This window comes from Thermococcus sp. LS2, from assembly GCF_012027375.1.
In the GTDB taxonomy this organism is placed as follows: domain Archaea; phylum Methanobacteriota_B; class Thermococci; order Thermococcales; family Thermococcaceae; genus Thermococcus_B.
Window position 1 is genome coordinate 13115 of the sequence record NZ_SNUI01000004.1, and the last position, 20462, is coordinate 33576.

The following is a 20462-nucleotide window of genomic DNA, read 5'->3' on the forward strand; positions in this document are numbered from 1 at the left end:
GAAAGAAAAAGTCAGCTAAGAGCAGCTTGGACTGCTAAATCTGCTCTAACTATTCCATAACCGTAGTAAATGTCCCATCCTGGGTCCCCAAGGTCATCAGCGGTAACGTGAAGTATTCCTCTAACTGTATCTGTTGTCATATCATCAAACGTTCCAACTGGTAGTACTGTGCCATATTTGTTGTAATATGCGGCTTGAATAAGTGCAACGACACCACTGACATGTGGAGTTGCCATTGAAGTTCCGCTAAGGGTCTCATAGTCATCATTCGGATATGTGCTGAGTATGTCAACGCCTGGAGCGCTGACTTCTGGCTGGAGGTTGCTAAACCAAGCTATTCCGTCAGTGGAGTTTGTGGCACCGACGGCAATAACTTCTGGATAAATTGCTGGATAGCTCGGCTGATCCGCTGCCTCATTACCTGCCGCAGCAACAATAACGACACCATAGTTGTATGCTGTGATAATCATGTCATGAAGTGCTGTATCGTCAACAGAACCGCCGAGGCTCATTGAAATAACCTCAGCAGCATCGTCGTCTGGGTCTCCAACAATTACTCCGTCTCCGTCTGAATCAAGAACACCATCTGGACCGAGTAGTGCTTGTTCAATACCGAGCATTATATCGCTGTAAGTTCCAGAACCTCTATCGTCGAGAACCTTAATTGCATAAATTTCAACATTTGGAGCAACACCAACAACACCAATGTCATTGTTAAGAGCCGCAATTGTTCCAATAACGTGAGTTCCGTGACCATTTCCATCGTACCAGTCTGCTGGGTCTGTTGAGACAACTCCACCGATTGTGCTAACTCCCCATGCAATGTTTGCTGCAAGGTCTGGATGATCCCAATCAACACCCGTATCAAGAACTGCAACTTCAATGACACCATTTGAAGCTCCAGTTGTGATATTCCACACCTCGGGTGCATTGATTCTGTCAATTCCCCATGGGATTACTTGCGGCGGCTGGGTTGGAGTTAGCCAAGGTGGCCTTCCTCTACCTCTACCATTCCCTGGATAGGCATATGCTATCTTATCAAGCTCAACCTTCTTAACGCCCTTTACTGATTTCAGCTTTTCAAGGGCATTTTCTGGGATCTCAATTACAACAGCTGGAATAAGCTTATACCTGATTTTAATTTGCCCGCCAAGTCCCTGCACTGCTTTTTCATCAAAGGAGTTCCTGTCAATCATCACAATCACTCTAACCTTCTCTGGCTGTTGTGCAGTTACTGGTTTAAAGGCTAGTGACGCTACTATCAAAATTGCCAACAAGGCACTAAACAAGGCTTTACAGCGCATTTAATTTCCCTCCTGTATATATTTGGTCTTTGTCAGCTATTCAATATGATTAATAAATTTTTCGGCAAATTTAGTGTATCTATTTACGTTTGTATAGAAAAAGATTGGAAAATTTTTATATGACATATGTAACGAAAAGGCTAAATATCTTTTGATTTCTCTTCACTATGCAATGTATCTCGTATACAAAGATCTTAAACTAAAGCTTCACCCGCAAGTTTATGAGCCCGCTGAAGATACCTTTCTGCTAGCTGAGAATTTGAAGGTTAAAGAGGGTGATATTGCTTTAGACATTGGTACTGGAACTGGGATAATTGCTCTTTTGATGGCAAAGAAGGCAGAATTTGTTCTTGGGGTTGATGTTAATCCAATAGCTGTCGAATTGGCAAAGGAGAATGCGAGAATTAACGGAATAAAAAACGTTGAATTCCGCATAAGCAACTTGTTTGAAAATGTTGAGGGAAAATTTGACATCATAACTTTCAACCCGCCCTATCTCCCGGGAGGAGCTGAAGAGTTGCAAGAACCAATTGATTTGGCCTTAATTGGTGGGACACAAGGGAGGGAAGTACTTGATAAGTTCATCAGTCAAGTTAAGGATTACCTAAAGCCAAATGGAATAGTTCAAATTGTCCAGTCGTCAATAACGGGTATTGATGAGACAATAGAAAAGCTCACAAAATTGGGATTTAGTGTAGAGATTACCGCAAAGGAGAAGTACTTTTTTGAGGAGATTGTTGTTATCACGGCTAAGCTAGGTGGATCCTCTTAACTTCTTGAATAAATTTGACCTTTGGCCCATTCTCAGAATCATAATCTTCTTCGAAAAGCTCAATCTCAAACTCCTTTTCGCGTGTTTTGATGATTAGAGTGGGTTTTATATTGCCAAGCATCATGATTGCCACTAACACTCAGAGCTTTTAAACTTTTTGCTGATTGCCGAAATATTTTTCGACGGTGAAATACTCTGATGGAAAAGTTAAATGACCAAATTTGTGTTGCAAAAATTTTTAAATACATTCCTTTACTCCATCTTAGGTGAGCCTAAAATGGAGAATGTAAAACCCAATATGCCTGAAGAAATTGCGAGACTCTTTAAAAAGCAGCATTACGCTCTTGTTGGCAGACACAGTGGAGTTAAGCTCTGTCATTGGTTAAAGGAGAGTATAAAACATAATAGAGTCTGCTACAAGCAGAAGTTCTACGGCATTCACTCTCACCGCTGCCTTCAGATGACACCAGTTTTAGCATGGTGCACCCACAACTGCATATTCTGTTGGCGCCCAATGGAAGGCTTTTTAGGAACAGAGCTGCCGCAGCCTTGGGATGATCCAGCGTTCATTGTTGAAGAGAGTATAAAAGCGCAGAAGAAATTACTCAGCGGTTATTGGGGAGTAAAGGATCAGATAAACGTCAAAAAGCTTGAAGAAGCCATGGAGCCTAAGCATGCAGCAATAAGCCTCTCAGGTGAGCCGATGCTGTATCCTTACATGGGAGATTTAGTTGAAGAGTTCCACAAGAGAGGCTTTACTACCTTCATAGTTACCAATGGAACAGTTCCTGAAAGGCTCGAGGAACTAATCAAAGATGACAAGCTGCCAACGCAACTCTACGTCTCTTTGACAGCTCCAGATATCGAAACATACAACAGAGTTAACATTCCAATGATTCCAGATGGATGGGAAAGGATAATCAAAACTCTTGAGCTAATGAGAGACTTGCCAACGAGAACTGTAATAAGGCTGACCCTTGTCAAGGACGAAAACATGCACAATCCAAAGGGCTATGCAGAGCTAATAATGAAAGCTAAGCCGATGTTCGTTGAAGCTAAGGCCTATATGTTCGTTGGCTTTTCAAGGAACCGCTTAACGATAAACAACATGCCCAAGCACGAAGAAATTAAGGCATTTGCTGAAGAGCTCGTAAAGTACTTGCCTGGTTATCACATTGAAGATGAGTATCAGCCAAGCAGAGTAGTGCTGATAATGAGGGACGATATAAGCAAAGAAGAACGCTTCATAAAACATTAGCCTTTTGAGTAAACTTTATTTGTTCTTAACCTTATTTTTGGAAAAAGCTTATTTATTTTGGAGGAGCATTACTATGTTAGAGGTGCTAAAAAATGAGACGTGTGATATCATTGGTTCTAATTGTTCTCATGATAATCCCTTATGGAGCAGTCAGTGCAAAACCAATCCTAGATGGTTCTGTAGAATTTCTAGCAAAATCAGAAAATCTGCTGAATACGACTAAAGATGTGAGTCTAGTGTTGATGGCGTTGGTTTCTGCACAGGGAAAGGTTGATTACGATTTGACTGAAAACATCACGCAACTCGTTGATCTTCTGATTTTGCGTCAGAATTCTGATGGCGGCTGGGGCTATTTTGCTGGAAGCACTAGCGATGTTGTCGATGCATCCTATGCGGTTATTGCTTTGAATAAAGCTCTTATCTTTTACACAAAAGGAACTCCCGAATACTCAAAGATTTCCCATTCTTTAGATGAAGGTGTCAAGTTTATCCTAAATTCTTATTCTGGAGATGGTTGGGGTTATGTTAAAGATACAGCGTCAGAATTTTACCCAACTGTTATGGCGATATGGGCGCTGGGTGAGATGGGCTTTGGAGCTAATCACCCTTACATAAGAAGAGCCTTAGAGTACTTGAACTCAGCTGAGGATTATGGAGGATTGAGCAAGTATGAGGCAATGGCTCTGAAAGTTTTGGCATTCAAGAGCACTGGACAAAAAGTTAGTGATGAACTGATAGTCAAAATAAAAGAGACATTGGACTCTGAGAATTTGAGTACAAGGGATAGAGCTTTGTTGACGTATGCACTCGTCACGTATGAAGATGTAAACTTTGATGTCGCAAAGGCTCTTTTAACTTTAGAATCCCTGAAGCAGGGGGAAGAGGCGTTTTATTGGACTGATGAGCCAGGATTGTTCACTCAGAGCCATATTTTTGAGGTATCAGCCTATGCTTCGTTAAGCTTTGCTCTAGTTAGTGATAAGCTGAGCGAAGGGCTTGAAAATCCATTTAAGACCTCATGTGAAGCTCTGAAGAATGCTCAAAATCCTGATGGAGGCTGGAGCTACTTCTATGGGTTCTCTTCAAATGAGAAATCAACGTATTATGCATTAAAGGCACTTAGACTGTGCTACTTTAGAGACCCGAGCATTGAAAAAGGGCTAGAATGGGTAAAGGAAAAATACGAGAGAGACAAGCTTGTAGTAAGGGAAAATCATGAGATGTATCCACCCTACGTTTATGCCCTCTTAACGCTCCTCGAATTCAACATGCTGAATGAGACTGAAAAAGCCGAGAATATCGAGCTTATAAAGAGCGTTAGAATTGGAATTGGGAAATGGGGCAACTTCTTAGGACCACAGCCTTATGATACAGCTCTGGCGATTAAATCCCTTCTTGCTTTGGGAGTTCCATCAAATGATACCGATATTCAGAGAGCTAAGAGCTGGTTGCTTTCAATATCAAAGACTGGATGGGGAACTTACGTCAGCACAGGCTTCTACTCCTATATGCTCCCACCAGAAGTCTCAGTTACCCTCGAAGTCCTTGAGGCTTTAGCTCCAATTTCAACGAAGGAAGAACTTGAGCCGCATCTTAAGTGGCTTATCGAGCAGAGAACTGATGATGGAGGGTGGGCTAACATAAAGGAACACTACCTACTTGGAGTATTTCAGTATAAAGAAGAATCAACTGTTGAGCTTACGATAAGAGCTACAGAGTTGTTGGCGAAGTTTGGATATGACTACAGGGAAGATGTTTTGAACTGGCTCATGGATAAAGAGCATAATGATCTGTGGGGAGATACGATTGTTGATTCTGCTTTAGCTACACTGTTCCTCTCACAGTTCAAGTTCATACCCAAGATCAACCTTTATGATGTAATAAGACTAATTCCGGAGCAGAAGTTCTACGTTGTATACACAGATGACAGAAATTCGACAGCTCAGCAAGTAAAAGCTTCTATTGATAAGCTCTTTGAAACCAACATGACCATTGAAAAGTTCCAAGGATTTGGGGATGCAAACTACATAGTGTTAGCTGACTTTGGGGACTTTGAAATTAAGGACTACAACCCCTACGTTAAGCTTGAGGTAAAGAACGACACGATATACGTTAACGGCAAGGAATATAGCATTAAAAATACAGTCGTTCTGATACCAGGGAAGACTGAGACTGGTTATATACTCTTTGTCTTCTATAGAAAAGGTCTCGACAACGTTGTAATCAAGCTCTTTGACTCTGGCTTGGTGAAGTATCTTAAGGGCGATGCCTTAGTTGTGAGTTATGAAGATAAGAACCGCGATGGAATTGTTGATTTAGATGATTTAACTGCAGAATTTTTGGGGTGATTAAATCGTGAGAGCTTTAATAATAGGGATTGGCCAGTGCGGAACTAAGATTGCAGACTTATTTGCGTTAGTGGACTTTGAAGCATTAGCAATAAACACATCAAAAGGCGACTTGGATTACCTGAAACATATTCCCCAAGAGCGCAGAATTCTTATTGGGGAAAGCCTAACGGGAGGAAAAGGGGTAAACGCAAATCCCGTGTTAGGCAGAGAAGCGATGAGGAGGGATTTACCGTTAGTAATGAGAAAGATAAACTCGATCGTTGGTTATGAAGATGTTGATATCTTTTTCTTAACTTTCGGTTTTGGGGGAGGCACAGGAGCTGGAGGAACACCAGTTTTAGCTGAAGCATTAAAGGAGGAATACCCAGACTCTCTGGTTGTCGCTATAGGTGCTTTACCGTTGAAGGAGGAGGGTATAAGGCCTACTATAAACGCTGCCATCACAATAGATAAGCTCTCAAAATTCGCTGATTCAATAATTGCAATAGACAACAACAAGCTAAAGGAGACTGGAGTTGATATAAGCAAAGCTTATGAGAAGATTAATTACACAATAGTCGAGCGCATTGCTTCGCTTTTAGCCTTGATTGACGTTCCTGGGGAGCAGACGTTAGATGCCAGCGATTTGAAATTTGTTCTAAAAGCTTTTGGCAGCTTTGCCACAGTTGGTTATGCAAAAGCAGAAGCGAGCAGAGTAAAGAACCTTTCCCGGTTAATACTCAAGTCATTTGAAAACGAGGGACTTTACCTAGATGCAAATATAGAGTCTGCCCTGTATGGCTTAGTTGCCATTCACGGTCCTCCAGAGCTATTAAAGGCGAATGAGATATTTGAGGCCCTGGATTATCTCACTCAGAAAATTAAAGGAAAGCAGATATTCAGAGGCTTTTATCCTGATCCGAGGGAGAGGGAAGTTGAAGTTGTCACCCTATTAAGTGGAATTTATGAAAGCAAGAGCATAGAAGACATAATCTTAACAGCCAAACGTTATGCACAGTCGTTTATGAAAGCAAAGGAAGAGGCGGAAATAAAGAAGAGAAAGCTTTTATCTGGTTTGCCCGACTTTGATGACCTTTATCCTGGTGAGACAAATGAGTGATATGATAAAAGATTCCGTTGAGGTTGCACTTGAGCTTGATGAGAAGGAGATCTATTCACACATAGCTCATGAAAGTGCGGAGGATATAATCAGAATAATTTCATCTCTCGATGCGGAGAGAGCTAAGAATAGGGGGGAAGTCATTTATTATCAGGATGACTGGGACGATTTAATTAGGCAGAGGATAGCGAAGGGAAAGAGACATACAGCTTTTGACTTCTACAATCCGGCTCTGCTGAATATTTGGGAGGATAAGGTAAAATACCTGAAAAAAGTCAAAAAGTCTGTAAAAGCAGCAATGCTTGGTGTTGTAGGGTTTTTAGTCGTGACTATTGTTTTGTCTATTCTTTCTGGTGATCCATGGTTTTTAGTTGGGGTCAGCGTGCTTCCAATGTTGATATTTCTCAATTCATACAAGAGGGAAAGACTGGACTTTACATATTATCAGCTCACGCAGTTTTTCATAGATGAACTTAGAGAACTTATTCTTAAGCATGGGTTGGACAGCCCAAGATACAAGTTTAAGATATTCAGCTATGATTATTTTGGAATTCTGACGAAGAAAATAGGTTCGAACATCTTTGCAATCGTCAAAATCGGGGAAAATATGTCCAATGCCGAATGAAAATGGTTAAATATTGGTGTATTATATGTTATAAGTGAGAGTAGGGGAGTGAGATACATGAAAAAGGCGCAGATATCATTAGAGTTTATGCTGATATTTGGCATAATGCTCATACTGTTGGCTTATTCTGTAGAAAATGTTACTTTTAATCAAGGTTCACAATCCTCGGAACTCCTTCGCGTTCAAGTTAGTTTAGAAGCCAAGAGCTTTGCCAATTCTATTTCAAATACAATTTCACAAGTCTATGCTCAAGGTCCAGGTTCTAAGGCGACAACTTATGTTACTTTAAGATATCTCAGTGATGAAAATTACTTGAAAAAATCCTTTAACTTAAGTGGGGATCCTGAGATATTCATAACTTATCTCAATGGAACCTATGTTGGGATTATTGATACAACCGATAACACTCTTGTGACATCAGGTACTGCAAAAAACACTTTTTGGAGCCGATCTTTATATGAAACTAATCTCATGGGGAGTACGAATTTCACACCAATTGGAATCGCTATTTATAATGGGAGTACAGTTAACGGCATTTTGATTGCAAATCCAGATCAGCTCCCTACAAATCTCGTAATTATTGTTGAATGGATTCCTGGAAATGGTAATACTTGGGCACTTAATGTAACGACTGGTGAGCTTAGAATAAACATAGATCCCGGTGGATGAGGATGAAAAGAGGCCAATTAAGTCTTGACCTTTTATTTGCAGTCTTGTTAATAACGGTAACTCTTACAAATATCACTTACCTAGCCACCAGTGAGATTAGTCATGCTGAGAGCTTTGATACCATTACAAAAGTTAAGCTGTTCTCTTCTACATTGGTGGATCATACTGCTAAGGTTTATGCAATTGGAGAAGGGTATAAGATAAGAGAGGTTGCTCCAGATTTAAATGGTGGAACAATTAGGATTATTTTCGATGGCACAACAAATAGGATAATAGTAAATGCGACAGTTAATGGTAGGAGCTTTTGGATTACAAAAAATTCAACTGTGCCATTGTATGACTCTGCTGTAACCTTAAATAGTGGTGAAAAATTTTGGCTTGTAGCTTACTACAATGAAACTGAAGGGATGCTCTATGTTAAGGTCGAAAAATAAAGCCCAAACTGCTCTTGAAATGATGTTCATTGCAGGTATAATCCTCTTAGGCATTGCATTAGTTGTACCTTCCTATTTTGAAGAAAATAAGGTAACTTCTGTAGTTACTTATGTTAGAGCCTCAGCTTCTCGTGCTTGTGATTATCTAAATATGGGTGTGTTTACAGATGATCCAAGGTATTCTGTCTTAAATCCTGCTCTTGAAAGATTAAACGGAGTTAACCCAAATCTAAGAGTGCTCAGACTTGAAACTTCACAACTTAACAACACTATAACAATTACAGTTGTCTTGACAACTCCCTATTCTGCTATAGACAATGAAACTTTAGCTTCTGCAATTGAGAGTTTTATTGTGCATGACTTGAGTACAACGACAAACCTAGCTCTTTCAAATGGAACTCTAGTCTATGGAGACACTATAGTAAATATTGCTGTGAGGGTAGAAAGATGAAGAGAGGTCAAATTTTATCTTTAGATGCTTTACTTTCGCTTGTAATTGTTATCATGGTTATTGGTGTAGTTATAAATGCAAACGATATGATAAAAGCTGAGATTACGAATTTAGTTGAGTGGTATGATAGAGCTAACATAGCTAATAATATGCTTGATATCCTGACGAAAAGTCCGGGATACCCAAAAGATTGGGAAGAAAGTGTGACGACAGTTAAAGTTGTTGGGCTAAGAAGCACCGAATATTCTCATGCCTTGGATTATGATAAGCTTATGAAGTTAAATTCATCAATAAATAATGTTGTCAATATTAAGAATAGTCTTGTAAACTTGAGCGAGTGGAAGGACTTTCAGCTAGAGTTTTACCTAACGACAAAGAATGTTAGTGTGAGTGGAAGTTTTCCGGAAATAATTAATGTAGTTCTGGAGAGTTCTTCTGGCTCTGGAGGCGTCAACTTAAAAATAGAAGGGGAGAATGGTAGAGCCTTTAATGTTAGATGGGTCATCCTTAATAAGGAAGGAGGAGTTTATGAAAATGAGGATATATGTACCCTTGTACAAGGTGCAAAAGTGGATTTAGCAGTTGGAGATATTTTGAGCTTCGAAACAAATGAAACAATCTATGTATCTGCAATAAGACAGGGAGTTCAAGCAAGCTATAATTTACCCCCGGGCACTATAGTGACGATTGAGATATTGAATGTTAATATCGGTCAAGGAAGTAACATTGAAATGAATTATGGCGGGGGGTCATGTCCTTACGAGTTTAAGGTTGTTGGTCAAGGTAATGTCAGAGTTAAATTCCAAGCTGAAAGTTCGGGAGATTTATCAATCTCATCGAAGTTTATATACCCTACCAATTCGTCAGAACCAACTTTTAGCTTTGCTATCATTAATGGAACTGTTATTAACGATACTGACACTATTATTGAATCTAAGAAAGCTTCACCTTGGATTGAATACCAAGAGAGAAGCTTTGTAGTTGCAAAGTTGATTTATAATAAAACCCTAGAAATAATGCAAAACCAAAAGAAGGAGCTAATAGTTGGAAAACTTAAGCAAAGTGTTCCTAGCTATGCTTATCTTGAGATTGAAGTTCCTCAAGAGGCAGGCAATGTGACATTCGTTGTATTAGATGGTGAAATTCCAAAGGGATTATTGATTAAAAAGGATTCCTCTAACTCGAATGTTACAGCGGTTTTGGCTTGGAAAGAGGGAACACAAAACATTGTAAAGTCCTATGAAGGAAACACAACTACTATTATGATACCTTGGGAGGACATATTTGGTGAGTTTAATCCAGAAAATGGTGCAAAACCTGTGGAATTCTGGCTCTATGAAAATAACTTTAGTGGAAATGTGATTTTGAGAGATCTAGGCAATATCGGTTTGCTCTTGGAGCCGAAGTTTGAGCCAGTTCTAATAAAGCTCTGGGTGTGGGATGACAGATGAGGAGGAGAGGATTTGTATTCACTCTAGATGCATTGCTCTCATTGCTTCTGGTTATGATATTTGTGATGAGCATAGTTGCGATAGAGGATAATACTCAAGTATATACCACCTATATGAGAGAACAGAGCAAGTACATAGCTGAAGATACATTAACAACTCTTAGAACTGTCAGTTTAAAGGAACTAGTGCCGCCTCAGAAAATTGAAGAGTGGCTTGCTGATGGAACTTTAAATACCACTCTCGTTTCTCCAGATATGAGTCCTTTGGAAATAGTTGCCACATATTGGGCTACTGAGCCGTTATACCCATCTGCAGATTTACGGCATAAAGCTGAGGTAATCCTTGGGTATATTCTGAACAACACACTGAAGGGCTACAACTATGAACTGCTGATAAACAACTATACAAGTCCCTATTTGAGGAAAATCGAGGCAAATTATTTAAGCACTTCCGATGTCTCTACTGCTACATTAACTTTGAGTGGTTATGCGTATAATCAAACTCCTAGAGGATATATGGCAAGAGCATTTCTAACTAAATTAGGGAGCAAGGAAACGGAATATACCTATGTTGGCATGTACTATGAAGCACCTGGGTGGACAACAACTGATTATTTAACAATTAAACAACCTGTTCCTCATGACAGTATCTTGCCGTCGGATGTTAACATAACTGAGGTGCGTTGGTTGCCTCTTCCCAAATGGGCTGAAGTAACATATCATTACACTACATATTACACTAAAATGCAATTGTATATTGATGGAGAAGGTGTTACCTGTGGTCAGTTCAAAGCAAATCAATGGATTGATGTGAAAAAATGGGAGATACTTGTAGATAATGATCCCAACAATCCAGAGACATGCAATATGCTTGAGATACTTTTGAAACATTCAAACCTAAAACAGCATGTTTTCGAAATTAGGGTATACAATCCGGCTGGTGAATATAATCCTATGTACACTGCAGGTATAGTGAATAACTTTATATCAATCTCATACACAACTTCATCCTTCACGACATTTAGGTATCAGAAGAGATTTTATTTCGACAATGTTACATCATATCACTTACCCCTATATCTCGGTAGGGCAATATTTATACCTGGGAATTTGACTTACATGAAAGTTCAATTGACTTTTAAAAATTTCCCAAGTGGTGTAAAGCCCGTGCTATATGTCGATGGATACTACATCGGAACTGGAAGAGAAATTTCACCGGGAGTATTTGTGTGGGACAATGCCACAATTTCGGCAAATGCAAATTACTCTGCACTTTCACAGACTTATCCCTACATAATAGTTACGGCTGGTAGCTCTCTTAGAAATCTAGATCCTCCATTACAGCTTGATGGTGAGAATTCATATATTGAAATTGATTATATATTTAATCCTGTAATATTGACTCCCTATTCCATTGATCTAACAAAGCAGGTAACCTCTAGTGATATAATGGACTCATCAAATTGTAAATACAATTCAACATATGAGGTCACTCTATGTAGGGATTTAACGTGGGGTTATGTTATCCCTCAGAGGGTATCCCCGGTATGGACGAAGTTTCATTTTATAATCCTCTACAATGTTGATGATCTGAATACTCACATGACAGTAGAGATAAGCAATCCCAATATTACAGTGACTAAAATCTGGGATAGCTCGAATAGTATTTCCTTTATAGGAATAAGTCCTCTGACTAAAGATGTTAATGGGAATCCAATTGATCCCGTTTTTGCCTCAGGAATTAACTATATACATGCCTATACTGATACAGCGTACGAAATTGCGAAGGAGTTGTCCTCCGGTGAGTTTACGTACATAATCCAAGCCTACGCTGGCTATGGAGACGTATTTCCAAAACTCATTAGAAGTGGATGCAATGGGTACAATATAACATACTATTGGGGAGATTCTAAAAATCCAAATGTGGGACATGTTCTTGCAGGAAATGATCCATATTGCAGTGTAACTGTGGCAGACTTAATGACTGGAAGAGATACATATGCTGTCGATGATGCAATAATAAGGTTGTTTAATAACCTTGGAGGAGATGGTACAAGTACAAACCCCCTACTGATTGAACTTCCATCGGATGTTAATATTGAATTTGCCTCAATGGGGGATATTCCTGGGTTGCTTAAACCAATAACAATTACATTGAGAGTATGGAGGGAACAATAATGAAGAGGAGAGGTTTTTTCTTAAATTCTGTAGTTTTATTGCTTTTAATTCCACTCCTTCTGCTTCTGGCTACTTATGAGGATGTTTCTTCCCAGGTGATTCAAGCCCAGACCATAAGAACTCAAGCTGAAAGAACGTATAGAGTCGCCTCTTATTTAGAATTGGATTTTCAAAAAGCTTTAGAGATTTCAGGAAAAAGAGCAATTGTTGCTGTTATTGATTATGTCTCTGGTACTGGTAATTTCATATCTCCTACATATATGGTAAATAATACAATCCGGGATTTAATTCTTGAAGGGACTTCTCCAAGTTTAGCAGGATATGATCCAAACAGAGTCATGAGAGACCAGTCATTAAGAAAATGGCTTATGAACATAACTGAAGAACTTAATAAACAGGGTTTTGAGGTATTCCCTTCTATCAATGATATCCTAAGTAGCATGGAGCTTACAGTAGCTCCTTTGGACTCTTTCAGAATAGTCATAAAAGCGAGAATACCGAATATAACTATTCAAGATGTTTCTGGGAGAATAGTGTATACAGGTTCAATACCGAGCAATGGGGGTTATATATACTCTATAGTCAATTTGCAAAATCTTGAAGATCCTCTGTTTTCAGCAATGACGGGGGGAAGGTATTATAGATCTATCAGAGCCTGTCCGTATTCATTTCCAGAGATTTTAGAAAAGCCAATTAAAGTTTTGGAAGGTAATGGCAGCAGTACAGTTTCCCACGTAATTGGACTTCTCTCGCGAACAGTAGATGCAGAAAAAATATTCTTTGGGGATTACTATCCTGGAGAAGGTGCTAAGGCTTATGTTTTATTGAATGAACCTGACCAAAATGTTACGGTGCCAATTGTTGTTAATACTACGTTAAATGGAGTAAGAACCTCCCCACTAAGTGTTTTCAATGAAAATGATATGGGAGTTTTAGTGTTTGAAAATGTGGGTGATGGAGGGAACACTAATTGGTGTTATCCCTCCTTGGAATATAGAGTTAACCTCACACTCAGTGGAGGAAGTCTCTCTAATTATAACGGCTATCAGATACCAATTGTAATAACTGATACAAGTATTCTTGGCAAGATATATAGCATTGGGAATAACGCCTCGATTAGGATTGTTGAAAAAGGAACATGCAATGAAGTTCCATTCTGGATTGAGTACTGGAGTAGTACAAAAGCCATAGTGTGGATAAAGGCGACGGCTTCAATGGAGTATACAATGTACTTCGGAAGTGATCCAGCTTATGCAACGAGAGGTAATGGGAACAAAGTATTTGAGTGGTTCCACGATACTGAAGAGATTATTCCGGATGGCAACGAGAAGCAATTTGATCTAAGTTCATTAAACATAAATGGCAATATTGCAATAAGATTTAGAGCGAAACCAAGCAAGAGAAGTACCAACCAACAGTGGGACAGCGGGATCTATGTTGAAACGACAGATTCAAATGGCAATCCTCAATGGGTTTATTTCATTGATGATACTGTGGATATTTCAAATTCATTGGAGGTCTGGGATGAGTATTATATTTTGTGGTGGTGGTTCTGGATACGGGTACAGGGAACTTCAACAAATGACGGGGCAAGAGGTGATACGGGGCTCCATACATATGAAGCGGTTATAGAGCCTGATCTTAATGGTGCGTATGTGGATTTTCTGGATTACGGCACTGACTACAGCAACTATCCGAATCCCGCGAGGGAGAATCCAGATGGACTTTTACGGCATTATACTGCCCCGCTAGAGTATCTTTATATGGTAAATTTCAATAACAACAATAACAATGATGCTGTGTTTGAATGGATATTTATTAGGAAATATGTTCAAAATCTCCCAGTGGAGACTTTCCAAAATATAGAAACAAGACCCTCTTCCACAGTGACAACTACACGAGCATGGTCAGGTGCAAGAGCTTATGATATACAATCATTTATAAACTGCATCATGGATCAACGCTACTTTGGTATTTACAATGCTCCCTCTTTCTTTGAGCGCTTAGAGGGTAGTACTATAAACCATGATGAGTATGAGACATTAGCTCATCAAATTCAGGATGAATTGGGAATTAAATATGGAGACCAGTATTATCCAATTGGATTAGTAAGCTTTATGATACCTCATGCGACTTACGATGAAAAGCTATTTAATTTGTTTAATACGCTGGGAATAACTCCAGAAGAAGGTCAAACGAGCTTTGACTATTATTTCCTTCAATATTACTTTGGAGGGGGTTCCAAGGTTTCGGGCTATAGAGTTTATGGGATCTCAGACAGCCCAGACAGGAGTAGTGTTTATTTCTTCCTAGATAATCAGACAGCTGTAGCTATATTTGGAGCACAAGGAGCTCAGGATTTACTCCAGAGGTGAAATCAAATGAATATTGAAGAGGTATTTTATAAAGTGGGTGAGTTTGTAGAATCAGCATGGGAAAAGATAAGAGAATTCATAAATCCAAGACCTCAAGAGAAGCCTCCGGCCTTTAAACTTCTGAGGAAAGTTGTAAAAAGAAAAGTTACAGTTCATGAATTATTAGTTCTAAAGCTTCAGTTAGCTTTTATCTTCTATTTGCTTCTATCCTTACTCCTCGTAGTTTTCTTGCCAAACGAGTTATATTTGGTTGCCTTAACGGTTGTGTATTTCCTCTATTTGAGAACAATATTCCGCAAGTATAGAGAATTCTTCATCGAGTATAAGCCGTATCAAATGTTCTATTACTCAATCAGCGTCATAGGCTTCCTAGCGTTTTTTGGATACTCACTTCTGAAAAGATTTGCTTTAGGTATTCATTATTCATTGGGCTACCTTGTTTTTGTTTTCATTGTAGTTATGATGTTCCGCTTTTACTTTAAGTCAAAATACGGCAGAAACTGGACTTATGGTGTCATAGAGGAGATTAAAGAAAATGTTGTAAAAATAAGTGTTCATGATGACATTAGAGCAAATGTTAAGCCCGGTGAATACTGGGTTGATAAGGTTCCAGATGTGAAAATCGGAAGAGTAGTGAAAGTTTTAGTTGAGGAAAGACCCCTTAGAGGAGCTGTGCCGACGAAAATAATCGAGGTTTATCTAAGCGACCAGCCTTCATCATCAAAGGCCTCAACGGAAGCAAAAGAAGATAGCGAAACTAACAGTAGCTTATAGATCCCAGTCCAAGGCTGTCTTTTGTAGGTCTTTACGGAGAGCCATTCTTTTTCTTTAATTATCATTGGCTCCACAGAGTTAGTTGGAGGTTTTATCAATATCTCTGCATCCTTTTCATATACTGTAAAGCCAAGTTCTTCTAAAATTGGCTTTATCACTTTTATAGCTCTTTTCCTCTCTCCAAATTCCATTCTATAGTAAATTGTGTAGCCCATCTTAGATCCCCATTAGTACTCCTAAAAATAGTAAGAATAACAACTTTAAAAAGTTTTCTATCTTACTGCCAGATTAAATAATTCAAAAAAGTAAAATCTAAAGTCTAATCTATGGCACTATTCATTGGGTTTCCCAAATTGATCCGCTTTATTCCAAGATGGCCTAGACAGAGTCATTTTCTGCCAAAAGAAGTGGGGAACTATAAAAATCTCTATCCTATAACTCACCACAAAGCTTAGCAAAATTCCTGTAGATTTCACTCCCTTTTTCTGTGTGTGCAACCTCTGGATGGAACTGGACTCCATAGATTGGCAGTTTTTTGTGCTTCATTGCCTCAACTTCACAAAACTCACTCCTTGCTAAAAGCTCAAAATCCTTTGGCAGTTCTTTTATCTCGTCCATGTGGCTTTCCCAGACCCTCAAGCGCTTGGGCAAACCTTTGAAGATGTCGTTTTCCTTTAAGATCTCGACCTCAACTAAGCTGTATTCTGCTTTTTCTCCTCTCCCGACTTTTCCGCCAAAATACTTTGCTATTAGCTGGTGGCCCAAACAGATTCCTAGGATTGGGATGTTTAACTCATCATAGTGCTCAAGTATTGCCTCACAGTTGCCTGTCCTGTTAATGTCTGGCCCTCCGCTGAAGATAATCCCTTTTGGATTCATTGCCTTGATTTCCTCAAGAGGAGTCGTATTTGGTATTATCTTTGTCTCAACGCCTAAATACCGTAAAGTTCTCCAAATTCTGTGAACGTATTGCCCGTGATTGTCCATTATGATTATCATCTTTACTCCCTCACTCAAACTCAATTGTCGCTGGAGGCTTATTTGTAATATCATACAGCACTCTTCCGACCTCTGGAATTTCGCTTGTAATCCTAAAAGCTATCCTCTGCAGAACTTCCCAGGGAACGTTCATTGCGTTTGCAGTCATCCCATCTAAGCTCTCAACGATTCTAACAGCTATTGTCTCTTTGTAAGCCCTTATATCACCTTGAACTCCAACAGTCTTCACATTTAAGAGCACGGCAAAAGCCTGCCAAGGTTTTAAGCCAGCCTTTTCAACTTCTTCCTCTACTATGGCATTTGCCTCTCTAACGATTGCAACTTTTTCGGGAGTTACTTCACCTAAAACCCTAACGGCTAATCCTGGCCCTGGGAAAGGCATCCTGTTATAGATTTTCTCTGGCAATCCGAGTTCCTTCGCTAATTCTCTTACCTCATCTTTGTAGAGATCTCTTAAAGGTTCAATCAGCTTTAGATTTAATCTTTCGGGCAAACCACCAACGTTGTGGTGGCTCTTAATTTTCCCTTGACTCTCAATCCAGTCCGGAGCAATTGTTCCTTGAATTAAAAACTCTGCATATATCTCTTTAGCAACTTCTTCAAAGACGTCAATGAAAGTCTTTCCGATTATCTTTCTTTTCTCTTCAGGATCAGTTACACCCTTCAAAGCGTTGAAAAAGCGCTCTTGAGCATCAACGTAGATTAGGTTTAATCCAAACTCATCCCTAAATGTTTTTATCACGAACTCTGGTTCTCCTTTTCTTAAAAATCCAGTATTCACAAAAACAGCATAGAGTCTGTTGCCAATTGCTTTATGCGCTAAAACTGCAGCCGTTGAGCTGTCAACTCCTCCAGATAGAGCTATAATCGCCTTTCCATCTCCAACTTTCTCTCTAATCTCCCCAATCTTTTCTTCAATGAAGCTTTCCCACATTTCTCTCACCTTTTTCTTTTGCGTGGATTTCATAAATTTATAAATTTATGCCCAGATTGGGAAAGATATGAATATCAGTCAACATTTTTATGTTAAAATTTCATCGAGCTTATCCTCCTCAATGGCTTGCTTTATCTCCATTGCAATTCTCCTTCCAGTGCTCATTGGCTTTTTGTACTTTAACCAGGTGTAAGGGGAGCCGCTAATGAAAGGATTCGTTCCGGCGACAATTCTTGCGGAGATTTCAAACACTATAAATTCAAGCTCATCTGTGAGGATTGTCTCTAAGCAAAATGGTCCCCATAGACCACCCAAAAGCTTTTCTGCGGCTTTAACAACTCTTTCACCCATCTCTATAACTTCCATAAGGAGGGACTCCCTCAAAACAATTGGGAAATTCCCCACAACCACATAGGAATTCTCTAAACTGAGTTCAAGCTGATCTTTTGCTGAAATTCTCCCAATTCCGTCAACGTTCGTCTCATACCTTCTATCAATGCTCATGAGTTCAAGTTCATCGTTGAGCTTTGAGTAGAAGTAGTGGGGATAAACTGGGACTCCTATTATATATTCTTGGATTTGTATTCCATTTAGACTTTCTTTGTCATTAATTCCAATCTTTTCTGCCTTTTTCCAAAAGTCTTTGCTATCTTTTGCTAAGAAGTAGCCTTTACCTCCCTTTGCGCCATGGAATTTAACTATCACTGGTTTATCTATGTCGTCTGGATCATAATAAACTCTCGGCAGCTTTAATTTCGCTTTTTCGAGCCATTTCCTCTCTAATTCTCTGTCACTTTCCCACCTAAGGGCTACTTTGTTCCCGTAGTAGGGGACTTTCATGCTCTCAACTTTCTCGATTCCGAGGTGGGCAACAAAAGAGCCGTGTGGAATTACTATTGCATTTCTTTCCAAGAGTTCTTCTTCAGGATACTCACCAACTAAGAACTCATCTGCAACTGGAAAATATTTGGTGTATAGAGGTTTGACTTTTTCCCTTCCAAAGGCTATGGTTTTGAATCCCTCATCCTTTGCGCCCTTTAAAATCTGAAGTGCCGAATGAGAGGCATAAGTGGCTATCTTCCACTCCATTTACTCACCAAGAAAATGTTAAAATTTTATATTTTTAAGCTTTGTTTTAACAAAAATATGTAAAAAATTAGAGAGCTTTCCTCAAGAAGTATTCGTGAATCCTTGTATCATCAGTCAGCTCTGGATGAAATGCTAGCCCAATAAGATTTTCTTGCTCAACACCAACTACCTCGTCTTTGTAAAATGCCAATGGCTTTGCTTTCCCAAAGACTTCGAGAATTCTTGGCGCTCGAATAAAAACCCCTAGGAAAGGTTTTTCATCAAAAGTTAGCTTTAGTGGTGCCTCAAAGGAATCAACTTGTCTTCCATAGGCATTTCTTGAAACTTTCACATCCAAAAGCTCGAGAAATCTTTGACCCTCAACTGCCCCTTCAACTTGCTTTGCTAAGAGTATTAGCCCTGCACAGGTGCCCATAATTGGCAATCCTTCTTCTCCAAGCTCTTTAACTTTATCAAAGAGGTTGTTTTTAATCATTAGCCTTGAAATCGTTGTGCTTTCGCCGCCGGGGATTATTAGGGCGTCAACATCTTTCAGTTGCTCAGCTTTTTTAAGCCAGAAAACTTCTCCGCTAACTTTGAGATTTTCCATGGCTTTCCTAGCAGTTTCAATGTGCTCGCTTACAGCCCCTTGAACTCCTACAACGCCAACTTTCATACACCTCTCTCCTCCAGGCGAACTTCGAGCTGGGCTATATCGAGACCTCTCATAGGTTCTCCTAAGTCCTTGCTTATCTCTGCTATCACATCTGGCTCGTCATAGTGGTTAACCGCCTCAACTATTGCCCTTGCCATCTTCTTTGGATTTGAGCTCTTGAAAATTCCGCTTCCAACGAAAACGCCATCCATGCCCATTTGCATCATTAACGCGGCATCAGCTGGTGTCGCCACACCACCAGCAGCGAAGTTAACTACAGGTAATCTTTGCAATTTCTTAATTTCGAGAAGAATCTTGTAAATGCCATCAACAATCTCTTGATAGGTGTATTCCTCATAAACTGGTTCGTTCTCTAAAATTCTAGGTTCTAAACCGCTTATTTGTTTAACTTCCAAAGCTAACCTCAAGTAAGGCTCTGCGAACTTTTTAGCAACTTGATAAATCTGTTCATCTGTCAGCCTTTTCAAAAGCCTAATGTTCTCATTAACTAAGCGAACGTGTCTTACAGCCTCAACTATGTTTCCTGTTCCAGCTTCACCTTTTGTTCTTATCATTGCGGCACCTTCCCAAATTCTTCTAACTGCTTCTCCTAAGTTCCTTGCACCGCAAACAAAGGGCACTTTGAACTTTCTTTTGTCCACGTGGAAGTAAGCGTCAGCTGGCGTTAAAACTTCACTTTCGTCAATCATGTCAACACCCAAAGCCTCTAAAGCGTAAGCTTCTGCATAATGTCCAATTCTAATTTTTGCCATAACTGGAATTGTCACTGCATCCATTATTTCCTCGATCTTCTTTGGATCGGCCATTCTTGCCACTCCACCGGCCTTTCTTATATCTGCTGGCACTTTTTCCAAAGCCATAACTGCAACAGCCCCAGCTTCTTCGGCAATTTGGGCTTGCTCAGCATTTGTGACATCCATAATAACTCCGCCTTTAACCATCTTCGCAAATCCTCTTTTCAAGCGTTCAGTCCCCTTCTGATCAATTATCTCAAACATGTTCATCACCTAATTCAAGTTAAGCTTTTCAATATATTTCAAGTTAA

Annotated in this window: 20 protein-coding genes; 12 read left to right on the forward strand and 8 right to left on the reverse strand. The window is 39.5% G+C overall.

Annotated features, from left to right (window positions below):
- Positions 1 to 11: 11 nt before the first annotated feature.
- Positions 12 to 1304, reverse strand: a complete 1293-nt coding sequence (locus E3E24_RS06625) for a S8 family peptidase (protein WP_167887018.1) — start codon at positions 1302 to 1304, stop codon at positions 12 to 14.
- Positions 1305 to 1476: 172 nt separating this feature from the next.
- Here E3E24_RS06625 and E3E24_RS06630 point away from each other — a divergent pair, with 172 nt between their 5' ends.
- Positions 1477 to 2076: a HemK2/MTQ2 family protein methyltransferase gene (locus E3E24_RS06630; protein WP_167887017.1), complete on the forward strand. Its 600-nt coding sequence runs from the start codon at positions 1477 to 1479 to the stop codon at positions 2074 to 2076.
- Here the strand turns inward: E3E24_RS06630 and E3E24_RS06635 are convergent.
- The gene (locus tag E3E24_RS06635) at positions 2054 to 2200 is read right to left on the reverse strand and encodes a hypothetical protein (RefSeq protein ID WP_167886957.1); all 147 of its coding nucleotides are present in this window, start codon (positions 2198 to 2200) and stop codon (positions 2054 to 2056) included. The two genes, E3E24_RS06630 and E3E24_RS06635, sit on opposite strands and share 23 nt — an antisense overlap.
- A 153-nt stretch (positions 2201 to 2353) precedes the next feature.
- On the opposite strand from E3E24_RS06635, the gene twy1 reads away from it, so the two are divergent.
- The 11 genes from twy1 to E3E24_RS06690 all read left to right on the forward strand — a co-directional run bounded on the left by twy1 (position 2354) and on the right by E3E24_RS06690 (position 15740).
- Positions 2354 to 3334: a 4-demethylwyosine synthase TYW1 gene (gene twy1, locus E3E24_RS06640; RefSeq protein WP_167887016.1), complete on the forward strand. Its 981-nt coding sequence runs from the start codon at positions 2354 to 2356 to the stop codon at positions 3332 to 3334.
- 92 nt (positions 3335 to 3426) lie between these two features.
- Positions 3427 to 5682: a prenyltransferase/squalene oxidase repeat-containing protein gene (locus tag E3E24_RS06645; protein ID WP_167887015.1), complete on the forward strand. Its 2256-nt coding sequence runs from the start codon at positions 3427 to 3429 to the stop codon at positions 5680 to 5682.
- Positions 5683 to 5689: 7 nt separating this feature from the next.
- Positions 5690 to 6784 (forward strand): cell division protein FtsZ, encoded by a 1095-nt coding sequence (locus E3E24_RS06650; protein WP_167887014.1) that lies wholly within the window; start codon positions 5690 to 5692, stop codon positions 6782 to 6784.
- Entirely contained in the window at positions 6777 to 7409 is a 633-nt protein-coding gene (locus tag E3E24_RS06655) for a hypothetical protein (RefSeq protein ID WP_167887013.1), read from the forward strand. Before E3E24_RS06650 ends, E3E24_RS06655 begins: the two co-directional genes overlap by 8 nt.
- A gap of 57 nt (positions 7410 to 7466) precedes the next feature.
- Positions 7467 to 8078, forward strand: a complete 612-nt coding sequence (locus E3E24_RS06660; protein ID WP_167887012.1) for a class III signal peptide-containing protein — start codon at positions 7467 to 7469, stop codon at positions 8076 to 8078.
- 2 nt (positions 8079 to 8080) lie between these two features.
- A complete protein-coding gene (locus tag E3E24_RS06665) occupies positions 8081 to 8512 on the forward strand; it encodes a hypothetical protein (RefSeq protein WP_167887011.1) in 432 nt (143 codons plus the stop codon).
- Positions 8493 to 8963, forward strand: a complete 471-nt coding sequence (locus E3E24_RS06670) for a hypothetical protein (protein ID WP_167887010.1) — start codon at positions 8493 to 8495, stop codon at positions 8961 to 8963. Before E3E24_RS06665 ends, E3E24_RS06670 begins: the two co-directional genes overlap by 20 nt.
- Positions 8960 to 10414, forward strand: a complete 1455-nt coding sequence (locus E3E24_RS06675) for a hypothetical protein (RefSeq protein ID WP_167887009.1) — start codon at positions 8960 to 8962, stop codon at positions 10412 to 10414. Before E3E24_RS06670 ends, E3E24_RS06675 begins: the two co-directional genes overlap by 4 nt.
- Complete coding sequence (locus E3E24_RS06680) at positions 10411 to 12591, forward strand: hydrolase (RefSeq protein ID WP_167915748.1); 2181 nt, start codon at positions 10411 to 10413, stop codon at positions 12589 to 12591. Before E3E24_RS06675 ends, E3E24_RS06680 begins: the two co-directional genes overlap by 4 nt.
- A complete protein-coding gene (locus tag E3E24_RS06685; RefSeq protein ID WP_240912210.1) occupies positions 12591 to 14966 on the forward strand; it encodes a DUF2341 domain-containing protein in 2376 nt (791 codons plus the stop codon). Before E3E24_RS06680 ends, E3E24_RS06685 begins: the two co-directional genes overlap by 1 nt.
- Before the next feature lie 6 nt (positions 14967 to 14972).
- Positions 14973 to 15740 carry a DUF2101 family protein gene (locus E3E24_RS06690; RefSeq protein WP_167887006.1) on the forward strand — a complete coding sequence of 256 codons (768 nt, stop codon included), beginning with the start codon at positions 14973 to 14975 and terminating at the stop codon, positions 15738 to 15740.
- Here E3E24_RS06690 and E3E24_RS06695 read toward each other — a convergent pair.
- The 6 genes from E3E24_RS06695 to pdxS form a co-directional block, all read right to left on the reverse strand.
- Complete coding sequence (locus E3E24_RS06695; RefSeq protein ID WP_167887005.1) at positions 15662 to 15955, reverse strand: hypothetical protein; 294 nt, start codon at positions 15953 to 15955, stop codon at positions 15662 to 15664. The two genes, E3E24_RS06690 and E3E24_RS06695, sit on opposite strands and share 79 nt — an antisense overlap.
- A 217-nt stretch (positions 15956 to 16172) precedes the next feature.
- Positions 16173 to 16739, reverse strand: coding sequence for a GMP synthase subunit A (locus E3E24_RS06700; protein WP_167887004.1), 567 nt, complete (start codon positions 16737 to 16739; stop codon positions 16173 to 16175).
- A gap of 10 nt (positions 16740 to 16749) precedes the next feature.
- On the reverse strand, positions 16750 to 17706 hold the full coding sequence (guaA, locus tag E3E24_RS06705) for a glutamine-hydrolyzing GMP synthase (RefSeq protein ID WP_304940802.1): 957 nt from the start codon (positions 17704 to 17706) through the stop codon (positions 16750 to 16752).
- A gap of 54 nt (positions 17707 to 17760) precedes the next feature.
- Positions 17761 to 18762, reverse strand: a complete 1002-nt coding sequence (locus E3E24_RS06710; protein WP_167887003.1) for a formate--phosphoribosylaminoimidazolecarboxamide ligase — start codon at positions 18760 to 18762, stop codon at positions 17761 to 17763.
- A 67-nt stretch (positions 18763 to 18829) separates the two neighbouring features.
- Positions 18830 to 19417 carry a pyridoxal 5'-phosphate synthase glutaminase subunit PdxT gene (gene pdxT, locus E3E24_RS06715; RefSeq protein ID WP_167887002.1) on the reverse strand — a complete coding sequence of 196 codons (588 nt, stop codon included), beginning with the start codon at positions 19415 to 19417 and terminating at the stop codon, positions 18830 to 18832.
- On the reverse strand, positions 19414 to 20421 hold the full coding sequence (gene pdxS, locus E3E24_RS06720) for a pyridoxal 5'-phosphate synthase lyase subunit PdxS (protein WP_167887001.1): 1008 nt from the start codon (positions 20419 to 20421) through the stop codon (positions 19414 to 19416). Before pdxS ends, pdxT begins: the two co-directional genes overlap by 4 nt.
- Positions 20422 to 20462: the final 41 nt, after the last annotated feature.